The following is a 21,616-nucleotide window of genomic DNA, read 5'->3' as shown; positions in this document are numbered from 1 at the left end:
ATGACGATTGTGTCTATTTTTTCATTTCCAATGGAGCCTCTACCAGTTTGTCTTTTCCGTAAATGAAATCTTTACGCAGATAATCAGCAGGTACAATTGGTCCATCTAAATAGATAGCCTCTTTAGGGCAAGCTTCTTCACATAATCCGCAGAAAATACAACGCAGCATATTAATCTCATAAGTTGCAGCATATTTTTCTTCACGGTATAAATGTTTTTCTTCTGGCTTACGTTCTGCAGCGATCATGGTAATGGCTTCGGCAGGGCAAGAAAGCGCACACAAACCACAGGCCGTGCAACGTTCTTTGCCGTTTTCATCACGTTTAAGCGAGTGCATTCCCCTAAAGTTGGTAGAAAATTCGCGTTCTACTTCTGGATATCTTACTGTAGCCTCTTTTTTGAATAAGTGGCTAATGGTAATGCCCATTCCTTTGGCAATTGCCGGAAGGTACATGCGCTCCATAAAGCTCAATGGCTTTTGTTCCAGTACTTTTTTCTTATTACTTAATGATTCCATAATTAAAACTTCTCAATAATCGCAATCACAATTCCAGTTATTATAATGTTGGCAATAGCCAAGGGGATTAAACCTTTCCAACCCAGGTTCATCAATTGATCGTAGCGGAAACGCGGGATTGTCCAACGTACCCACATGAAGAAAAAGATAAACGCACATATTTTACCAAAGAAAACAGCTGTACCAATAAGAGGTGCCCAGGTTGTTCCTGCATGTGCAGCAACCCAATCCATACCAGGGTAATTGTAACCGCCCCAATATAAGGCAGCCATTACAGCCGATGACACGAACATATTGATGTATTCTGCAAATAGGTAGAAACCCAATTTCATTGATGAATATTCTGTGTGGTAACCACCGATTAATTCGGTTTCGCACTCTGGTAAATCGAATGGGGCGCGGTTGGTTTCGGCGAAAGAACAAACCATGAATATCAAAAACCCAAGTGGCTGATATAACACATTCCATCTCCAACCATGTTGCTGATCTACAATTTCCTTTAAGCTTAAGGTATTCGTCATTAAAAGCAAAGCGATAATGGATAAACCCATTGCAATTTCATAACTGATATTCTGTGATGCTGCACGGATGGCACTCAGTAGAGAATACTTGTTGTTAGATGCCCATCCACCGATCATTACACCATAAACACCTAAAGAAACAACTCCGAAAATGTATAAAACACCTACATTGATATCGGTAACCTGTAAAGGGATGGTTTTTCCACCAATTTCAATCGGGCTGCCCCAAGGAATAACTGCCGTACCGATACAGGCACAGAGCAAAGCCAAACCCGGACCGGCAATAAATAAGAAACGGTTGGATGTAGTTGGGATAATCTCCTCTTTCATAAACATCTTCACACCATCGGCCAAAGGCTGTAAAATACCAAATGGGCCAGCTCTATCCGGGCCTAAACGATCTTGCAAAAAAGCAGCAACCTTACGTTCAGCATAGGTAGAATACATGGCAATAACCAAACTGATACCGAAAATTACCGCTACCAGAATAAATTTTTCTATGATAAAACCTGTATCCATTAGTATTTAACTGTTTTATGTAATTCAATTTCGTTCGCTGCCTGTAATGCTGCATTAGGCTTAATTACCGGCAATGGTTTTAATGTTTCGTAATGGTTAGATGCAATTACCGAAGTATCATCAATATGGGTTGGATGTTCAATTGTCCAATCAGATGTTGCTTTTTTATCGAAACGGCAGGTATTGCAGATAAATTCTTCTACTTCGCCAAACTGATCTTTACGTGCGGTAACACGGAGAACATCTTCCCCTTTATACCAAAGCGTTACTTTACCGTTGCATTTTTCATGGTCGCAATTGCGGTGTGCATCAACTGGTTTGGTAAACCAAACACGGTTTTTGAAACGGAAAGTTTTATCGGTTAAGGCACCAACCGGACAAACATCGATTACGTTTCCGGAGAAATCGTTATCAACCGCCTGTTGGATATAAGTAGAAATTTCCGAATGATCGCCACGGTTTAAAATACCATGAACGCGTTTATTGGTAATCTGATCGGCGGTGAAAACACAACGGTAGCACAAAATACAACGGTTCATGTGCAGCTGTATTTTATCACCTATATCAATACGCTCGAAAGTACGGCGCTCAAACTCATAGCGTGTTTTTTGCAACCCATGCTCGTAACCTAAGTTCTGCAAGTCGCATTCTCCCGCCTGATCGCACACAGGGCAATCTAGTGGGTGGTTAATCAATAAGATTTCTACAACACCAGCACGTGCCTCCATAACCTCTGGCGAGGTAATGTTAAGCACCTCCATTCCATCCATTACGGTTGTACGGCAAGAAGCAACCAATTTTGGCATTGGGCGGGGATCTTTCTCCGAACCTTTTGTTACCTTAACAATACAGGTACGGCATTTACCACCACTGCCTTGTAATTTGGAATAATAGCACATGGCAGGTGGTACGATATCACCTCCAATTTGCCTTGCAGCATTTAGGATGGTGGTCCCGTTATCAACCTCTACAGTTATCCCGTCTATCGTAACCTTAACTTTTTCACTCATGGTTAATGATATTCTTTTATTTTTTCTACTTCTACCCTCATTGCGAGGCGCGAAGCAATCTTTTTTTACAATTTATGACTCCCCTTTCGGGATTTTATAACCAATTTCTTTTCTTGGCTGTTGTTGCTGTTCCAATAGTTCATCAAAATACCTGAAGATCACTTCAATATTCTTATCCTGATTGTCTACTTTCTTTTTTATTTTTTCTACTTCTAACCTGATCTCCGTATTACTTAAAACCATTGTTCTAAGCTGAACAAATACGTCAATAATTTTAATACTTACTTCTACCGCCTGTTTACTTTTTAGAACGTTTGATAGTTGCAAAATACCATGTTCGCTAAAAGCAAACGGCAGGTATTTTGAATATTTCCCTTGTTCTAAGGTCACAAATTGTGACCTTAGAACCTCATTCTCTTCTTTTGTTAATTCGAACATAAAGTGCTCCGGAAAACGCTCTATATTTCTTCTAACCTGTTGTTTTAATTTTTTTGTCTCAACGCCAAAGAGTTCTGCCAAATCAGAATCTAACATCACTTTAACTCCCCGGAAAAGATAAATTTTATTAATAATTACTTCATTTGGGATGATTTCGAGTGATATTTCTTCTTTCATTTACATATTCATCGTGTTAAGTTAAACTTTCTTAAGGTCGCAAATTGCGTCCTTAAGATTTATCTCTTCGTTTCGTGAAACACGAACCGGGGTATTTTTATTTTTCTTCTGTTACCGGAGCTTTCTCAATTGGGGTTGCATAATTTGCAATACCATAATTTTGGCTCTGGCTTTTAACCGGCTCTTTAATGTGCCATTCAAATTCATCTCTGAAATGACGGATAGCACTTGCTACAGGCCATGCAGCGGCATCACCTAGCGGGCAAATCGTGTTTCCTTCAATTTTACGCTGAACATCCCACAATAAATCAACATCTTCCATGCTTCCATGTCCGTGTTCGATTTTGTGGAGGATTTTTTCCATCCATCCTGTACCTTCACGGCAAGGCGAACATTGTCCGCAACTTTCGTGGTGGTAGAAACGAGAAAAATTCCAGGTATTGCGAACAATACACTGATCTTCATCAAAAGCGATAAAACCGCCCGAACCAAGCATTGTTCCGGTAGCAAAACCACCTTCAGCCAACGATTCGTAACTCATTAAACGCGGCTCGCCGTTGGCGTACTTTAACGTTAAATTAGCTGGTAAAATAGGCACAGATGAACCACCTGCAACCGTTGCCTTAAGGCGTTTTCCATTGGCAATACCACCACAATACTCATCCGAATAGATAAATTCTTCTACAGGTAAGCCCAATTCGATTTCGTAAACACCAGGTTTAACCAAGTTACCCGATGCTGATATTAATTTAGTACCCGTACTTCTACCTATACCGATTTTTGCATATTCGTCGCCACCGTCGTTAATGATCGGCACAACTGCAGCAATAGATTCTACGTTGTTTACCACGGTTGGACAACCATATAAACCGGCTATTGCTGGGAATGGTGGTTTAATACGTGGGTTACCTCTTTTACCTTCAAGCGATTCTAACAAAGCGGTTTCTTCACCACAGATATAGGCACCACCACCTGGCTGAACATATAATTCTAAATCGTAACCTGTTCCTAAAATGTTTTTGCCTAACCATCCGGCAGCTTTTGCCTCGGCAATTGCTTTTTCCAGGATACGGATCTGAGGCATCATCTCTCCGCGAACGTAGATATATGAAGCCTTTGCACCCAGAGCAAAACTAGAAACAATCATTCCCTCAATTAAAGCATGGGGAATATAGGTCATTAGATAACGGTCTTTAAATGTTCCTGGCTCCGATTCATCCGCATTACACACCAAATAACGTGCAACGCCTTCTGGTTTAGCCAAAAAGCTCCATTTCATTCCCGTAGGGAAGCCCGCACCACCACGACCGCGTAAGCCTGATTTCTTAACTTCTTCAACAATCTCTTCGGGTGTTAAAGTTTTAAGGGCTTTTTCTACGGCACGGTACCCGCCTTTTTGGCGATAGACCTCAAGTGTATTGATGCCTGGTACGTTTATATGCTCAAGTAACAGTTTTCGAGACATTTTAATTAGTCTATAGTCTGTAGTCAATAGTCCATAGCCTTGAGTCTAAAATGACTCCCGACTTAAGACGCTAGACTTAGGACTTGTTCTTTAAATCTTCAATCAGTTTATCTACACTTTCGGTAGTTAGGTTTTCGTAAAAGGTATATTCCGGGCTAATCTGCAGCACCGGCCCAAAACCACAGGCGGCCAAGCACTCAACTCCTCTAAAGCTGAATAAACCATCGGCAGTAACTTCGCCTTCTTTAACGCCCAACTTATCTTCTAAGTGGCTCAATATTTTTTCTGCACCAACTAAGCAGCAAGGCCCTGTACGGCAAACCTCCAAAGCATATTTACCTTGTGGTTTTAAAAAGTACATGGTGTAAAAAGTTGCTACCTCATAAACTTCAATCGGCTGAATATTCAAATATGCGGCAACCTGATCCATTGCCGACGTTGGCACCCAAAGAAATTCTGCCTGCACCAAATGCAATAATGGCAGCAAAGCTGATTTTTGCTTTCCTTCTGGATAGCGGCTTTTTATTTCATCAAATTTGGCCAGCAATTCTGATGATAACGTTACAGGTGTTTGTTCTTCTACTTTAAGCATCTAATTCTCCTGCAATAATGTTCATACTACTCATGTTGATAATAGCATCAGACAATAACATGCCTTCGCTCATTGGCGCAAACATCTGGTAATTTACAAAACTTGGTCTGCGGAAGTGTAAACGGTATGGGGTACGTCCTCCATCATTAATCAGATAGAAACCCAATTCGCCATTACCACCTTCTACAGCGTGATAAACCTCTGCTTTTGGTGCATCAATTTCGCCCATCACAATTTTAAAGTGATAGATTAATGCTTCCATATTGTTGTACACTTCTTGTTTTGGAGGAAGGTAAAAATCAGGCACATCAGCATGGAAAATGCCTTTCGGTTCTGATTTCAATTTTTCGAGGGCCTGCTCTATGATTCGCACACTCTGCCACATCTCTTCATTGCGTACCAGGTACCTGTCGTAAATATCGCCACTGGTACCAACCGGAACTTCAAAATCGAAATCCTGGTACGAAGAATACGGATCGCTCACGCGAACATCATAATCTACACCTGTAGCGCGTAAAAGCGGACCTGTCCAGCTGTACTCTAAAGCTGTTTCTTTAGTTACCTCTGCAACACCAGCAGTCCTGTCGATAAAAATACGGTTACGTGTTAAAAGGTTTTCAAACTCTTTTAACGCTACCGGAAATTCTTTTAAAAATTTATTGATTTTGGCAAAGGCAATATCATTGAAATCTCTTTCAAAGCCACCGATACGGCCAATATTTGTAGTTAAACGGGCACCACAAACCTCTTCAAAAATTTCGTAAATGTGCTCACGGAACTGGAAAAGGTAAAGGAATGTTGTTGTTGCTCCAGTATCCTGACCAATAATCGTGTTACAGATGATGTGATCGGCAATACGTGAAAGCTCCATTACAATTACGCGCAGATAATCAACACGTTTTGGCATCTGGATATTCAACAATTTTTCAACCGTCATGTGCCAGCCCATATTGTTAATAGGCGAAGAGCAATAGTTTAAACGATCTGTTAATGGTGTAATCTGATAAAATGGGCGATGCTCGGCAATCTTTTCGAAAGCACGGTGTATATACCCAATTGTAGAAACGCCGCTTACAATACGCTCGCCATCTAACTGCAAAACGTTTTGAAAAACACCGTGAGTTGCAGGGTGCGTTGGACCTAAATTTAAGGTTACCAGCTCACTTTGCGGGTCGTTATCTGTAAATACCGGATGGTTATGATTCATATAAATTACCTTCCAAAAAATTCGTCTTTTTTATCTACTCTGTTCGGATCTTCCAATGGATATTGTTTCAACATCGGGTGAACGCCTAAATCGTCCATATTTAAAATACGGCGAAGGTCAGGATGCCCTTCAAATTTAACCCCAAACAGATCATAAGTTTCGCGTTCCATCCAGTTTGCACCTTTCCATACCGTAGTTGCCGTTGGGATGGTTGGATTTTGTTCTGAAATGAAAACCTTAATCCTAACCCTAACTTTTTCTACCATATTGTGCAAATGGTAAACTACAGCTATACCATGATCTTTACCCGGGTAATGTACAGCAGTGATGTCGGTTAAGAAGTTAAAATTTAAATCGTTTTTAAGAAACGATAATACATTGATGATAACATCTTTGGTTGTTGCAAAAGTAAGCAACCCGTAAGGCTCAGAAACCGCAGTTACTTTTTCGCCAAACTTATCGCCAAGTTTTGCAAGAATATTATTGTTTAGTGTCGTTTCTTCCATTACTTAATGCCGTATTGACCTAAAAGTTCTTTGTAATAATCAGAATTTCTTCTTCTACCAGATTCGTTCTTTACCAAATCCTGAATACGCTGAAAGCCATCCAAAATAGCTTCTGGTCTTGGCGGGCAGCCAGGAACATAAACATCTACCGGAATCACTTCGTCAATACCCTGCAAAACGGAATAAGTATCGAAAATACCGCCACTACTTGCACAGGCCCCTACAGCCATTACCCAACGGGGTTCTGCCATTTGGATATACACCTGCTTTAATACTGGAGCCATCTTTTTAGCGATGGTACCCATAACCATTAAAACATCTGCCTGACGTGGAGAAAAACTTAAGCGCTCTGCACCGAACCGACCTAAATCGTAGTGAGAACCCATGGTTGCCATAAATTCGATTCCGCAACAAGAAGTTGCAAAAGGCAGTGGCCACAATGAATTTGAGCGAGCCAAACCAATCACTTTATCTAAGGAAGTGGCAAAATAGCCAGGTCCTTCGGTTCCTGGAGGCGCATCTACTATATTAATTTCACTCATGTTTATAAACAAAAAATGCTCATCCCTTTGCAGAATGAGCAACAAATTTACAATATTTTAAAGGCAAACAAACTAGCTTTACTCGATTTAGAACCTTTCTAAATAACTAAAAGGGGTTTTAGATAGTGTAAGTGATACACGCTCGGTTTGCAGTTGGCAATTTTAAGTTTACAGTTAATAAAACCTGATCAATTAACTGCTAATTGTGAACTGAAAACTGTTACTTGATTAGTTCCAATCTAAAACTTTTTTCTTGATTACGTAGATAAAACCCAATAGCAATGTGCCCATAAAGATGAACATTTCGATCATGCCATCCATTTTTAATGCACGGAAGTTAACCGCCCATGGGTACATAAAAATAACCTCTACATCAAACAATACAAACAGTATAGCTACCACGAAATATTTAATAGAGAAAGGCTGACGGGCATTACCCACACTCTTAATACCTGCTTCAAAGGTTTCCAATTTATCGGCTGTTTTACGTTTTGGGCCTAATAAGTGGGTAGCAACCAATGTGGTTACCACGAAACCTAAAGCAACAATTACTTGAAATATAATCGGTAAAAAATCTATAGAGGAACTTTGCGCTTGCATAATTTTTATTTTTGTGATGCAAAAGTAAAAGAAAAAGGCAGAGTAACCAAACTCTGCCTTTTCTAAATTATTTAACTTTTTAATTATTTGCCTTTACCTTTTGCTGGAGCTGGGGCTTGTAATTCTTTTAATCTTGCTGCTGCATAAGCATCTGCTGGATCTAAAGCTAAGCTTTTTGTAAAAGCATCAATAGCTTTTGCTTTGTCTTTATCCGAATACCAAGCACCGATATTGTTGTAAGATTCTGACAAGTTGGTTTTATTAGATGCAACTTCTTCTGGTTTTACCAAGCTTACATATTTCTCGAAATAAGGGATAGCAGTTCCTTTCGGATTAGTTTTATCGTCAACCAAGTTTGCAATTCTTCCTCTTGTAAAATAACCTAGAGCAAAATCAGGAGAAACTTTGTTCAAGTGGCTTAAAGCTGAATCAGCTTCTACCAACGCAGCCGTATTGAAAGGTTTTTTCTCTTTTTGAGCAATATAAGCCTCATAGAATCTAGTTTGACCTAAATAGTAATAGTTAGTTAAGGAACCTTTTCCATTAGGATTGTATTTAATGGCTAACTGGAAAATCTCTGCAGATTTACCGTATTTTTTAGCTTTCATTAATGATAATCCTGCTTCGGCTAAAGCATCTGCATTTGTTGAATCTTTTTTAGCCGCTTCAATAATGTTCATTACCGCTAAACTATCTTGACCAGATTTTAACTGTGCTTTACCTAAATAAAGGTAATCGTTACCTAAAATCTTTGATTTATCTTTTTCTTTAGCGAAGAACTCTGTTAAGCTACTTAAAGCCTGAGGATAGTTACCGTTTTCGTAAGCCGCCCAACCTTTCATCCTAGATACTACAGTACTTTTAGGATCGTTTGCAGGTACTTGTAATGAAGTAGCTACTTGCTCTAAAGTTTTGTAATCTTTAGCATAGAATAAGAACTGGGCATAACGCAATTGAGACTCCAAAGATTTATCCGTTAAATCCATGTATTTTTTGTAATTCTCAATACCTTTTGCAGCTTTTTCTTTATCAACACCAAAGCTACTCCACTGTAAATATAACTCACCTAATTCGCGGTAAGCAGGACCATAGTTAGGATCTGCAGCAATTACATCCTGTAATTCTTTTTCACCTTCAGGAAATGCCCTAGATTCTTTGTACATTTTACCAATCTGCGTTTTAGCCCTTCTGTTGTTCGGATCAACATCACCAACACGCATGTATGGACCTAAAGCCTCAGAGTTTTTCTTCTGTAAAGCATAGGCATCACCTTGCGCCAAGAAAACTTCTGCATCTTTATCTTTCGAATCTAACTCATCTGCTTTGGTAATGTTAGCCAATGCATTGGTAAAATCAGGTTTAGATACATCATCACTTGGTTTATCCTGTGCTAAATAAGCTTTTCCGATGTACAAATAAGTTTTGTAATCTTTAGGAGCTAAAGCAACTGCCTTATCAAAATTAGTTTTGGCAGAAGTTGGATCGTTAGATAACATATCAGCCTCGCCTAAACCAATTAAATTTAAATTGTTTTTAGGATCGGCAGTAACACCTTTGGTAAATACGGCTCTCGCTGAGTCGATATAACCAGTTTTTAGATAAACTAAACCCAGATTGTAATAATTATTACCATCTGATGCTTTTGAGCTCACCAACGATTTAAGCATTGATGATGCTTTTTGGTACTGTTCAGCGTCAATGGCTTTTTTCGCGTCATTTAAATCTTGAGCAAAAACTGCAGAACCCATCAACACCAAACCTACATTTAAGGTTATTGCTTTCTTTAAAATTTTCATCGGATATTCTGTTTTTTTTTAATAAAAATGAAGTGTCTCTTTAGATTACTTCGTGGTTCAATTTATAATTTTTAATTTAATTTCCTTTTGTCAGGTTAATTTCCCTCGGCATTAATTTATGTGGCCCGAGTCCAGATTTAAGTACAATCAATTGTCCTCTCTGACTTCTTAACCATGTTGCAAATCCTGTGCCTAAACCATCCCTTCCTTCGCAATCTATAATATTTATATTTCTTAAAAAAGGATAAACGCCATTGATCAGATTATCTTGGGTTGGTTTGTAGAACTTATCGTCTCCGATTTTCCCCTTTAAGTTTTTTACACCTAAAACCTTAATCTGAGAAAGGTATTCACTCATCTCTCTATTCTGATCCGAAATCCAATTTACGCCCAAAATACCAATAAAATTTTTATCTTCTGCAATTAGTTTAATTACTTCATTGCTAGAATTTTTAGAGTAGACACCGGTGGCCGGAAACTGACTGATATTAGCCAATTCTTTAAAATATTGAAAGGTACTTGAATAAGCGTTATCAAAGACCAATTTCTTATCTGATTTCTTCCCCTGTAATATATCAACTACATCTTTAACGTTAATTGTACTGTCGATATTGCCCTGATTTGTAATTAATGCAATACCATCCACTGCAAACCTCGAAGTGTTTATTTTTATATTGCGTTGGTTATAATATTTTTCTTCTGCTTTGGTTAACAGCCTTGGCAACACAATTACCCTTACGCTATCATTTAAAAAAGCAGGCAAAAGTTTTTCTTCCGGCTTAACCCTGGTTTCAATTTTAGCCTGTGGATAATCTAGGCTAAAAATATCAATCTGATCTTGTACAATTGGACCAACACTTTCATCAACCAGCATTTTAAGGGTACCACTAGTGCGGGTTTCTTTAACTGCTTCTGTTTTGCCCTTTGGTTTGCACGATACAAGCGCAAAAATGCATAATGTAAAAAGGAAGTTTCTCATTGATGATTAGTCTCGCCTTCCAAGGCTTAATAGTCTAACAAAAGCATAAATAATTAAGAAGATCCCTATCGCTATTCTACCCCATTGCGGAATAGTGTTTAAACGCAGGGCAATAGGTTCCCAAAAAATAAATGCGAAGCCCAATATCAGATAGAAAACAAACATGATTAGGCCTAAAATGAGCAAAAACCGCTGTTTAGGCGATTTTTGCTTAAAAATATCAAAATTTAACATTTACTATTAGTTCAATGTAAAGTTAACGTTGATGTTGTATTTTACCCTTACCGGCTTACCATTTTGGATACCTGGGTTCCAACGTGGACTAGCTTTCAATACACGGATAGCTTCTTCATCAGTTCCGCTACCCAAACCGCGGGTAACTTGGATATCTGTTAATTTACCATCTTTTTCTACAACGAATGATAAGAATACTTTACCCTGTACGTTGTTTTCTTGTGCCATTGGTGGGTATTTAATTGCTCCTCCTAAGTATTTATAGAATTTAGCAATACCTCCCGGATATTCTGGTTGTTTCTCAATACTAACAAAGTCATAAACTTTATTATCATCAACCGCAACAGCAGCTTCTCTTTTTGGTCCTTCACCAACTGGTTCAGCGATTACGATATCAGCGGTTGGATCACCTTTGATATCTCTCTGACCTGGATCGGCTTCCTTCAATTTTTCAACCGTAGGTGGTTCATCACGAACCTCGATATCCGGTTTTACAATTGGAGGTGGCATTTTCACCTGATCTACCTTCGGTGGCGGTGGCTCTACCGGTGGCGGAGGTGGTGTTTTTGGATCCACCGGAGGTGGCGGCGCTAAAATTACTTCTTGTGCTTTTAACTGCTCATCCTGCTGATCCATAGAACCTTTAATAAGGCTATAGATTTTAGGAGAGAAGAATAGCACTAGAAATAATACAGAGCCAATAATTAATGCTCTTGTGGTGTTGGCACCATTGGTTTTACGCAATTGGTACGCACCGTAATTTTTGTTTTTATCCGCAAAAACCACTTCAAGCCATTCTTTTCTGAATATATCTAACTTCGACATAACTACTGGTTTTATTGATTATAAAATTCCTTGCTCTTTCATGAAGTTCTTCTCTGGCTCCATAATATTATCATCATCAATCTGACGAACCTTCACTTTAAGAATTTCTAGCTCGTCCATGATATCTACAAAGTTTTGGAATGTTGAACCTGCTGTTGGTTTTACCAATACAACAAAGTCTCCAGCAACGCCTGAGGCATCGGCTGTTTTTCTATTTTTTACAATAGCATCCTCCACTTGTGATAGAGATTCAATGGTTGGTGCTGTGTCACCAGTAACACCCATGTACCAAGCTACTTTATCCTTTTTACCTAATAAAATAGTCATGGTTTTACTTGCTTTTAATTCTAATCTGTTTTCAGGTAACTTCTCGTTCTTATCTGGTTTTGCAATATCCATGGCTTGTGGCGTAGATATTGAAGTAGTTAAGATAAAGAATGTTACCAAAAGAAACATTAGATCCACCATCGGAGTCATATCAACCCTTGGTGTGGCTTTCTTCCCGCCTGTATTTAATTCTGCCATTTCTTATTTCTTTTTAGCTTCAGAGTTAGTAACCAATAAAAATTTGTTTACTCCTTGTTTCTGAAGCACATCAACTACCTTTTTAACCACTGGATATTCTTCTTTAGCATCACCTTTGATACTTAATCTCATATCCTGATTATTGATTTCTTTAGTTGCTTTACGTGCATTAAGAACCCATGAATTTAACTGGTTATCGGTAGAATCGGTAGGAATCCCGGTTTGTACACCTGGTTTCATACGGTCAGAACCACCCATAGCGATAAATCCTTTTAAATTTGCAAATGGCACACCGAAAGTTGAGATTACTGAGAAACGTTGGATTTCATCAGGTGTAAACTTTACGCTGTACTGTTCGCCCATTAGTTCTAATGTTCTTGCTCTTACTTTATTTCCTGCTACTTCGAAAAACACCTTACCTTGTCCGATTGTTAAAATCGCATTGTTTTCGGCCGGTACTTTAAACTCATACGTAGATGAGGGTGTAGAAACGGCTAAAGGTTCTGGTTGCCTTGCTGTAGCAGTTAATATGAAGAAAGTAAGTAACAATGATGCCACATCACACATGGCGGTCATATCTGTTACTGTACTTGTTCTTTTAACTTTAATTCTAGGCATAATATTTTACTAGTTTTTAATAATGATGATCTTTTTTCCGGTTTTCCATAAAGCCGGTAAAAATTTTTTCAAAATTCTTATTTATGCGAACTAGCGTATGTTTGAACGATGCTGAAACCAGCCTCATCGATTGCGTAAGTTAACTTGTCGATTTTAGAAGTTAATACGTTGTACATGATAATTGCCACAGTAGATACCAAGATACCAGTTGCAGTGTTGATAAGTGCCTCAGAGATACCTACCGCTAATGCTGATTGATCTGGAGCTCCAGAGTTTGCTAAACCGGCGAATGCACGGATCATACCCGTTACTGTACCCAATAAACCTACCAATGTACCGATTGATACCAAAGTTGCAATTACAGTTAAGTTTTGCTCTAACATTGGCATTTCTAAAGCTGTAGCTTCTTCAACATCTTTTTGGATAGCAACGATTGATTGCTCAACATCCATGTTGGTATCAGCTTCAACTTCACTATATTTTTTTAAACCAGATTTGATTACGTTAGCAACCGATCCTTGTTGTTTGTCACACTCAGCTTTTGCAGCTTCGATGTTTCCAGCGCTTAATAAGCCTTGTACTTTACGGATAAAAGTATCTAAGCTAGTTTTTCCGCTTGCTTTACCAATAACAATTAGACGCTCGATTGAGAATACAATTACTACTAATAGTAATCCAACTAAGATCGCTACAATAGGACCTCCTTTGTATGCTGTTCCAAGGTAGTTTCCAGGTAGAGGTAATTTCTCTCTGTCACCATCAATAAAGTTAGTTCCTTCTCCGAATACGAATCTCCAAACACAGAATCCAATAACGATACAGATTGGAATAACGAATGTTGCAAATACATTTGAAGCACTAGAAGAGCTCTCTTTTTTAACAGTTGTTGGTTTTGGTGCGTTTGCCATTTTTTTTTGAATTTTAGTTTTAGTTCTTGTTTTTAATTTTTAGCTGTTTTTTCTTTTGTAATACACACAACGTTTCGTATCTGATTTTGTTGCGAAAAACAAATTTATAAATTGATTTTAAATTACAAATTAATAAATCAATAAACAATCAAATCGTTACTTAACATTTAGTTTACGGTAACTACCTTGGGCATATAACAAAAAAATTGCCTCAGCCGGAGGCAATTCTTTCACAATAAAAACTAAAAAAAATTCGAATTGCAAATTTTTCGTTCAAAAAATGCATTTTAAAGCATATTTAACACAATTTTAACGCTTCGTCGTACCTTTTTGCAACTTTGGGTACCTCAAACTGCTTAAAATTCTCGGTAAAGGCATCTGCCAGTTCGTAAGCCTTCAAAAAGTATTCTTCCTGATTATCCCAAGTTTTCGACGGGTCTAAAATTTCGTCGGGAACGCCCGGACAGCTCAACGGCATCATTAATTTAAACACATGGTGCTGCTTATATTTATTGTGATCTAAGCTTCCATTTAAGGCCGCGGTAATCATAGCCCGGGTATAGGCCAGTTTCATCCTTTTGCCAACGCCATAAGCGCCCCCGCTCCAACCGGTATTTACCAACCAAACGTTTACCTGGTGTTTTTCCATTTTCTCGCCAAGCAGGGCAGCATACCTCGAAGGGTGCAAGGGCAAGAAAGCCTTGCCAAAACATGCCGAGAAAGTTAACTGTGGCTCTGTTACCCCCGTTTCTGTGCCTGCAACCTTTGCGGTGTAGCCACTCATAAAATGGAACATGGCCTGTTCTACATTTAATTTAGAAATTGGGGGAAGTACGCCAAATGCATCTGCGGTTAAAAAGAAAATGTTTTTTGGCACCTCGGCTATGGATGGCAAAATGGCATTCTCAATATAATCAATAGGATAAGCAACCCTGGTATTTTCGGTTTTACAGATATTGCTGTAATCTACATCCTTTGTACCTGGAAAAAAGTTGATATTCTCTAACAAAGATCCGTTTTTAATGGCATTATAAATCTGAGGCTCTTTTTCCTGGGTAAGATCAACACATTTTGCATAACAGCCTCCCTCGAAGTTAAATACCGAGCTTGCGCCCCAGCCGTGTTCGTCATCGCCAATCAACCCCCTATCCGGATCGGCAGAAAGTGTGGTTTTTCCTGTTCCGGATAAACCAAAGAATATAGCGGTATCGCCATCCTTGCCCACATTTGCCGAACAGTGCATAGAAAGCGTGTTCTTAAATACAGGTAAAATGAAATTCAGTACCGAGAAAATCCCTTTTTTAATTTCACCGGTGTATCCTGTTCCTCCGATCAGGATCATTTTTCTGGTAAAATTGAGAATGGAGAAGTTTTCCTGCCTGGTGCCATCAACCGCTGGATCGGACAGAAAACCAGGAGCAGCTATAATGGTCCACTCGGGCGTAAGGCCCAACTGATCGTCTTCTGGACGGATAAACAAATGATGAGCAAAAAGATTCTGATAAGCTGTTTCTGTAATTACCCTAATGGATATCGCATAATCTGGATTTGCACATGCCGAAGAATCGCGGACGTAGATCTGTTTATCGTGAAGATAAGTAGTTAGCTTATCAAACAACTGATCAAACTTCTCCGGACTGATTTTGATGTTTACATCGCCCCACCATACCTGGTCTTCGGTAACGCTGTCGCAAACAATAAACCTGTCTTTAGGAGAGCGCCCAGTAAATTTTCCGGTATCTACCGCCAGCGCCCCTGATGAGGCAAGCATACCTTCATTATTCAATAACGCATCATCAATTAATTCCTGTGGAGATAATTGGTACTTTACAGCAATGTTTTCGCCTAGATTTAAATAGCTTAAATCTGGCGCTTGCAGTCTCTTTTTGCTCATAACAATAAGTTAGTTAGTACAGCAAAGGTAAATACTTATCCGCCACAAACACTAGTTTTAATAAGTAATTTTTTACATATTGTAGCAAATACACTAATATGTAAACAATTTATTTACAGATGTTTACATCGTAAATTACAAGGATAAAAAAAATTAAAAATTACACTAAGTAAAACGTTAAACAATATCATTTCACCTGCAACATCTTTGCGTTTTTGCTTATGCTTGCTTAAATTTTAGCCGGCTATGCTTAATTACAGGCGGGTAACTATTTAAAGTGTGCAGTATTTTGTACTTACCATAAATAAAATAGTGAAGTATTTTATAAACCCCATTAATACTTAAAACGATGGCTAGGCCAAATAACTGCCGCATAATTTTCTTAAACAGGCCACGCTCATCATTTGCCTAAAAAAACAATTGATAGAAAAATACGGCTATTGCATCTACTTAAACGTTTTAATAAAAATTTCGAAATAAAAATTAAAAAACATTTGCATTTTAAAAAAATAATCTTCTACTTTACGGTGTACAAAGTACACGAAGACAAGATGAAATTTAACACTTCAATTATTACATCAATTATTATTACCACCGGTATAAACCAGCGGGGCTAATTTGTTGTAAATTGAAAAAACATAAAACACAGAGAGCGTCCCGATGAAAATCGGGACGCTTTTTTTTTAAACCATGCTGAATGAGACTTGTAAGGGCAAACCTAAAAAACCGCGCAATATCAAACAGTTAAACCCAATATAAACTAATGAAAGTACTCAAATTCGGCGGCACATCCGTAGGTTCGGCCGAGAACATTAAAACCCTCTTACGCCTGGTTGGCGAAGAAAAACAGAAGAACAGCCCGGTAGTTGTATTATCGGCAATGAGTGGTGTAACCAATTTACTGACCGATATGGCCGAAATGGCCGAGCGGGGTGAAGATTACGACACCCATTTAAAAGAAATTGAGGCAAAACACTTTGCAGTGATCCGTTCGCTGCTACCCGCAGCAGCGCAGAACCCAGTGTTTACACGGTTAAAAATCTTTTTTAACGAACTGGAAGACCTATTACAGGCCGTTAGCAATTTAAAGGAGCTGAGCTTACAAACCAAAGATCAGATTTTAAGCTATGGCGAACGCTGCTCTACTTTCATGATCAGCCATATTGCTTCGCAGCATTTTGGTGATGCTGTTTATGTAAATGGCGCTGAACTGATTAAAACCGACAGTAATTTTGGACAGGCGAAAGTGGATACCGAACTTACTGAAAGGCTGATCAACAGTTTCTATCAGGAAAATAAAAATAAAGTACTTTTTGTTACCGGCTTTATCGCCAGCAATACCGCAGGCAGGGTTACTACATTGGGCCGTGGCGGTTCTGATTATACCGCCGCCGTTTGGGGCGCGGCGTTAAATGCGGAGGAAATAGAAATCTGGACGGATGTAAACGGTATGATGACTGCCGATCCGCGCATTGTGAAAAAAGCTTTCTCTTTACCTGAATTAAGCTATACCGAAGCCATGGAGCTGAGTTATTTTGGTGCGAAAGTAATTTACCCGCCAACCATGATCCCTGCATTTATGAAAAAAATCCCAATTGTGATTAAAAACACTTTTGAACCGGATTTTGCAGGAACCTATATTAAAAGTGATGTAAAAACATCTAACCTGCCTATCAAAGGGATTTCTTCAATCGATCACATCAGCATTATTAACCTCACCGGAAGCGGAATGGTTGGCAAAGCGGGCTTTAGCGGCCGCTTGTTCTCTTTGCTTTCACGGGAGCAGATCAACGTTGTTTTAATTACCCAATCCTCATCAGAGCACAGCATTACATTTGCGGTTAAACCGAGCGATGCTTCGCAGGCCATTGCCCTGATCAAAAAAGAATTTGAGCTGGAGCTGGATGCCAAGAAACTCGAACTGCCCGAAATTGAAAATAACCTGGCTGTTCTGGCCATTGTAGGTGAAAACATGAAACGTACCCCAGGCATGAGCGGACGTTTATTTAGCGCGCTTGGCCGTAATGGTATTAATGTTAGGGCAATAGCACAGGGTTCGTCAGAATACAATATCTCGGTAATTATCAGTAAGGACGATCTGTCCAAAGCAGTTAACGCTGTACACGATGCTTTCTTTACCGACCTAAAAAGAACTTTAAACATCTTTTGTTTGGGTACCGGAAACATTGGCAAAACGCTATTTAACCAATTGAAAGAACAAATGCCTTTCCTGGCTGCCAATAACGACCTGCAGGTTAAAGTTGCCGGGATCAGCAATACGCGGAAAATGATTTTCAATGAGGATGGTTTATCGCTTGATAACTGGGAAGCGGCGCTGGATACCAATGGCGAACAAGCTGATTTAGCCGGATTTGTTGCCAAAATGAAGGCCATGAACCTGCCAAACTGTGTTTTTGTAGATAATACTGCGGCAGAGGCCCCGATTGAATTCTATCAGGGCATATTTGAAAGCAGTATTTCTGTGGTAACCTGCAACAAAAAAGGAAATTCAGCAGATTTTGCACAATACAAATCATTTAAAGATACCGCACGCAAATTTGGTGTCGATTTTTACTACGAAACCAATGTTGGCGCAGGCTTGCCGATTATCCGCACTTTAAGGGAATTGATGATGAGCGGAGACAAAGTGGCACGCATTGAAGCCATTTTATCGGGAACTATTTCTTACATCTTCAATAATTTTAAAGGTGATGCAGGTTTTTATGAAACCGTAAAAGAAGCGCAAGAGCTGGGCTATACTGAACCCGATCCACGCGATGATTTAAACGGTAAAGATTTTATGCGTAAAATGTTGATCCTTGCGCGCGATGCCGGCTATCCATTAGAAGCCAGCGATGTTAAAATCGACAATATTTTACCGGAAGCCTGTTTAAATGCCACATCGGTTGAAGATTTTTATTCGGAACTGCAGGCTAATGCTGCCTATTTCGAGAACTTAAAAAATACAGCTGCCAATGATGGGAAAGTGCTGCGTTACATTGGCAAGCTAGAAGATGGCAATGTAGAAATCAGCCTGCAGATGGTTGATGACAATCACCCTTTTTATATGCTATCGGGCAGTGATAACATTATTTCTTTCACTACCGACCGTTATAAATCGCGGCCACTGGTGGTGAAAGGCCCTGGTGCAGGTGCAGAAGTTACCGCTGCCGGTGTTTTTGCCGATATTATTAACGTGGGCACTTTAAGCTAAAGTGGTGAAATTAAAATAGAAATGATAAATAAGTTAGCTATTGAAGTTGAGGTGAATCTTCAATTTTAATATGCGCTACTTGATATAGAAATAATGAAAGATAGCATAAAAGTTTTCGCTCCGGCAACCGTTGCCAACGTAGTTTGTGGTTTTGATGTACTGGGCTTCGCTGTAAACGAACCTGGTGATGAAGTAGAAATGCGTTTTACGGATACGCCCGGAGTGGTAATCAAAAGAATTACAGGTGATGACGGCCGTTTACCCCTAGATGCGGCTAAAAACACGGTTAGCGCCAGTGTTCAGCATTATTTACAGCATATTAACCGTTTAGATGTTGGGGTTGAAATTGAGCTGCACAAAAAGATGCCAATTGGCAGCGGCCTGGGGTCGAGCTCGGCCAGTACGGTTGCGGGCTTATTTGCGATAAATAAATTAATGGGCGATCTGTTAACAGCGAAAGAACTGGTTCCTTTTGCCATGAAAGGCGAAGAACTGGCCTGTGGCTACGGCCATGCAGATAATGTTGCCCCTGCCCTACTGGGCGGTTTTGTACTGGTAAGAAGTTACGAACCACTCGATGTAATTTCGTTACCAACACCAGCAGGCATGTACGCAGCCATTGTTTACCCGGAGGTGGATGTACCGACCAAAGATGCACGCCAGATGATCCGCAGTAAAGTTGCATTAAAAGATGCGGTAACCCAGTGGGGAAATGTTGCGGGTTTGGTAAGCGGACTGTTCATGAATGATTTCGATTTGATCGGCAGGAGCATGAAAGATGTACTGGTAGAGCCTACACGTTCAATCTTGATTCCAGGTTTTGAAGAAATGAGAACACTGGCCATGGAAAACGGCGCCATAGGTTTTGGGATTTCTGGTTCAGGCCCATCTGTTTTTGCCTTGACGAAAGATGAAGAAACGGCAAAAAAAATAACCAAATCGCAACAACAACACTTACATAAAATAAATATTAACAGCAAAGCTTTTGTTTCGCCGGTTAACGCCGAAGGACCAAAAGTAATTTCTTAAGCTGGAAGGCTGAAGGCTTAAAGGTGGAGGGCTAAGCATCCAAATCCTTCCAACCTTCAACCTTCCAACCTTCAACCTTTCAACCCTCCAACCTCATTAAACCATGAAACTATACTCAACCAACAATAAAAATTTACGGGTTTCTTTTAAAGATGCCGTTTTTAATAGCATGCCGCAGGATAAAGGTTTATATATGCCTGTAGAAATACCGCAGCTTGATGACGAATTTATAGAGCATATTGATCGATACAGCCTACCTGAAATTGCTTATACTATAGCTTCGGCATTATTAAAAGATGAAATTCCTGATGCAGACTTGAAAGCGCTGATCAGTGAAGCCATCAACTTCGAAGCACCGGCCGTTAAATTAGCCGACAAAACCTTTGTACTGGAACTGTTCCACGGACCATCTTTGGCTTTTAAAGATTTTGGTGCCCGTTTTATGAGCAGGGTAATGGCCTATTTTCTTAAAGATGGCGAACAACTGCTCGACGTTCTGGTGGCTACTTCTGGTGATACTGGCGGTGCTGTAGCCCTGGGCTTTTTGGGTGTGCCGAATACCCGCGTTACCATTCTGTATCCAGAAGGAAAGGTAAGCCCGATACAGGAACTGCAATTAACCACCAATGGACAAAATATACGTGCAATTGAGGTTAAAGGTACTTTTGACGATTGCCAGGCATTGGTTAAACAGGCCTTTGCAGATGATGAATTAAATGCAAAATTCAGGCTGACCTCTGCAAATTCGATCAATATTTCGCGGTTAATTCCACAAACCTTTTACTATTTCAACACTTATGCCCAGCTTAAAAAACAAGGTTTAACGGACGTGGTATTTTCGGTACCCAGCGGAAACTTTGGCAACATCGGCGCGGGTTTATTGGCCTACAAACTAGGCTTACCGATAAAACAGTTTATTGCCGCTACCAATGTTAACGATACAGTTCCGCGCTTTTTAGAAACCGGTGTTTATGAAACCAAAGCCTCTACACAAACCTACTCTAACGCCATGGATGTTGGTGCGCCAAGCAATTGGGTACGCATTATGGATTTATTTGATGGAGATGTAGATGCTATTAAAAAGGTGGTTACCGCTTATCGCTTTACGGATGATGAAACACTGGAAGCCATTAAAGAAATTGACCAAAAATTAAACTACGTAGCCTGCCCGCATACGGCAATTGCTTATTTAGCAGTCGAAAAATACAGAAGCGAAAATCCTGCAGATGAAAGTGCTGCAGTTTTTCTATCAACGGCACACGCGTGTAAGTTTCCAGATATTTTCCCTGAAGATATTGCGGCGAAAATTGAAATTCCGGAACAGGTTACTGCTTTAGAAAGTAAACCAAAACAGGCTGATCAGTTGGGGATAGATTTTGAAGGGTTTAAAAACTATTTGCTTAAAGGATAAAAAAAAAGAAAATCTAAGGTTCGGATTTGTAATCCGGACCAAAGAAAGAGCTAGTCGGGATTTGTAATCCCGACTTTTGAGCTAAGGAT

General features: G+C 39.5%; 20 protein-coding genes. 3 read left to right on the top strand and 17 right to left on the bottom strand.

Annotated features, from left to right (window positions below):
• Window positions 1-13: 13 nt before the first annotated feature.
• From ACS5PU_RS14455 to pckA, 17 genes are all read right to left on the bottom strand, one after another.
• The gene (locus ACS5PU_RS14455) at window positions 14-517 is read right to left on the bottom strand and encodes a NuoI/complex I 23 kDa subunit family protein (protein WP_090504254.1); all 504 of its coding nucleotides are present in this window, start codon (window positions 515-517) and stop codon (window positions 14-16) included.
• Window positions 518-519: 2 nt separating this feature from the next.
• Window positions 520-1,557 carry an NADH-quinone oxidoreductase subunit NuoH gene (nuoH, locus tag ACS5PU_RS14450; RefSeq protein WP_439459865.1) on the bottom strand — a complete coding sequence of 346 codons (1,038 nt, stop codon included), beginning with the start codon at window positions 1,555-1,557 and terminating at the stop codon, window positions 520-522.
• Window positions 1,557-2,567, bottom strand: a complete 1,011-nt coding sequence (locus ACS5PU_RS14445; protein WP_439459864.1) for a 2Fe-2S iron-sulfur cluster-binding protein — start codon at window positions 2,565-2,567, stop codon at window positions 1,557-1,559. The genes nuoH and ACS5PU_RS14445 overlap by 1 nt, the downstream gene beginning before the upstream one ends.
• Window positions 2,568-2,639: 72 nt before the next feature.
• Window positions 2,640-3,182 (bottom strand): ORF6N domain-containing protein, encoded by a 543-nt coding sequence (locus ACS5PU_RS14440; RefSeq protein ID WP_439459863.1) that lies wholly within the window; start codon window positions 3,180-3,182, stop codon window positions 2,640-2,642.
• Window positions 3,183-3,279: 97 nt separating this feature from the next.
• On the bottom strand, window positions 3,280-4,647 hold the full coding sequence (gene nuoF / locus ACS5PU_RS14435) for an NADH-quinone oxidoreductase subunit NuoF (protein WP_439459862.1): 1,368 nt from the start codon (window positions 4,645-4,647) through the stop codon (window positions 3,280-3,282).
• Window positions 4,648-4,723: 76 nt separating this feature from the next.
• A complete protein-coding gene (locus ACS5PU_RS14430) occupies window positions 4,724-5,239 on the bottom strand; it encodes an NADH-quinone oxidoreductase subunit NuoE family protein (protein WP_439459861.1) in 516 nt (171 codons plus the stop codon).
• On the bottom strand, window positions 5,232-6,446 hold the full coding sequence (locus ACS5PU_RS14425) for an NADH-quinone oxidoreductase subunit D (protein WP_439459860.1): 1,215 nt from the start codon (window positions 6,444-6,446) through the stop codon (window positions 5,232-5,234). Before ACS5PU_RS14425 ends, ACS5PU_RS14430 begins: the two co-directional genes overlap by 8 nt.
• 5 nt (window positions 6,447-6,451) lie before the next feature.
• Window positions 6,452-6,952 carry an NADH-quinone oxidoreductase subunit C gene (locus ACS5PU_RS14420; protein ID WP_439459859.1) on the bottom strand — a complete coding sequence of 167 codons (501 nt, stop codon included), beginning with the start codon at window positions 6,950-6,952 and terminating at the stop codon, window positions 6,452-6,454.
• Window positions 6,952-7,494, bottom strand: coding sequence for an NADH-quinone oxidoreductase subunit B (locus ACS5PU_RS14415; RefSeq protein WP_039472971.1), 543 nt, complete (start codon window positions 7,492-7,494; stop codon window positions 6,952-6,954). The genes ACS5PU_RS14420 and ACS5PU_RS14415 overlap by 1 nt, the downstream gene beginning before the upstream one ends.
• A 228-nt stretch (window positions 7,495-7,722) precedes the next feature.
• On the bottom strand, window positions 7,723-8,094 hold the full coding sequence (locus tag ACS5PU_RS14410; protein WP_113949920.1) for an NADH-quinone oxidoreductase subunit A: 372 nt from the start codon (window positions 8,092-8,094) through the stop codon (window positions 7,723-7,725).
• 83 nt (window positions 8,095-8,177) lie between these two features.
• Window positions 8,178-9,890: a tetratricopeptide repeat protein gene (locus ACS5PU_RS14405; protein WP_439459858.1), complete on the bottom strand. Its 1,713-nt coding sequence runs from the start codon at window positions 9,888-9,890 to the stop codon at window positions 8,178-8,180.
• 76 nt (window positions 9,891-9,966) lie between these two features.
• Entirely contained in the window at window positions 9,967-10,869 is a 903-nt protein-coding gene (locus ACS5PU_RS14400) for a PstS family phosphate ABC transporter substrate-binding protein (protein WP_439459857.1), read from the bottom strand.
• Between the two features lie 240 nt (window positions 10,870-11,109).
• Window positions 11,110-11,928: an energy transducer TonB gene (locus tag ACS5PU_RS14395; protein WP_439459856.1), complete on the bottom strand. Its 819-nt coding sequence runs from the start codon at window positions 11,926-11,928 to the stop codon at window positions 11,110-11,112.
• 18 nt (window positions 11,929-11,946) lie between these two features.
• Window positions 11,947-12,453 carry an ExbD/TolR family protein gene (locus ACS5PU_RS14390; protein WP_439459855.1) on the bottom strand — a complete coding sequence of 169 codons (507 nt, stop codon included), beginning with the start codon at window positions 12,451-12,453 and terminating at the stop codon, window positions 11,947-11,949.
• A gap of 3 nt (window positions 12,454-12,456) precedes the next feature.
• Window positions 12,457-13,071: a biopolymer transporter ExbD gene (locus ACS5PU_RS14385; RefSeq protein WP_439459854.1), complete on the bottom strand. Its 615-nt coding sequence runs from the start codon at window positions 13,069-13,071 to the stop codon at window positions 12,457-12,459.
• Between the two features lie 77 nt (window positions 13,072-13,148).
• On the bottom strand, window positions 13,149-13,979 hold the full coding sequence (locus ACS5PU_RS14380; RefSeq protein ID WP_439459853.1) for a MotA/TolQ/ExbB proton channel family protein: 831 nt from the start codon (window positions 13,977-13,979) through the stop codon (window positions 13,149-13,151).
• 298 nt (window positions 13,980-14,277) lie between these two features.
• Entirely contained in the window at window positions 14,278-15,873 is a 1,596-nt protein-coding gene (pckA, locus tag ACS5PU_RS14375; RefSeq protein WP_439459852.1) for a phosphoenolpyruvate carboxykinase (ATP), read from the bottom strand.
• 763 nt (window positions 15,874-16,636) lie between these two features.
• Between pckA and thrA the strand changes: the two genes are divergently transcribed.
• The 3 genes from thrA to thrC all read left to right on the top strand — a co-directional run bounded on the left by thrA (window position 16,637) and on the right by thrC (window position 21,527).
• Window positions 16,637-19,087 (top strand): bifunctional aspartate kinase/homoserine dehydrogenase I, encoded by a 2,451-nt coding sequence (gene thrA / locus ACS5PU_RS14370; RefSeq protein ID WP_439459851.1) that lies wholly within the window; start codon window positions 16,637-16,639, stop codon window positions 19,085-19,087.
• A 93-nt stretch (window positions 19,088-19,180) separates the two neighbouring features.
• A complete protein-coding gene (locus ACS5PU_RS14365) occupies window positions 19,181-20,116 on the top strand; it encodes a homoserine kinase (RefSeq protein ID WP_439459850.1) in 936 nt (311 codons plus the stop codon).
• Between the two features lie 103 nt (window positions 20,117-20,219).
• Complete coding sequence (thrC, locus tag ACS5PU_RS14360; RefSeq protein ID WP_439459849.1) at window positions 20,220-21,527, top strand: threonine synthase; 1,308 nt, start codon at window positions 20,220-20,222, stop codon at window positions 21,525-21,527.
• The last annotated feature ends 89 nt before the right edge of the window (window positions 21,528-21,616 follow it).

Source organism: Pedobacter sp. GSP4 (genome assembly GCF_051857575.1).
In the GTDB taxonomy this organism is placed as follows: domain Bacteria; phylum Bacteroidota; class Bacteroidia; order Sphingobacteriales; family Sphingobacteriaceae; genus Pedobacter.
Note: the sequence above shows the minus strand (reverse complement) of the source record. Positions and strands in the feature narration are given on the sequence as shown.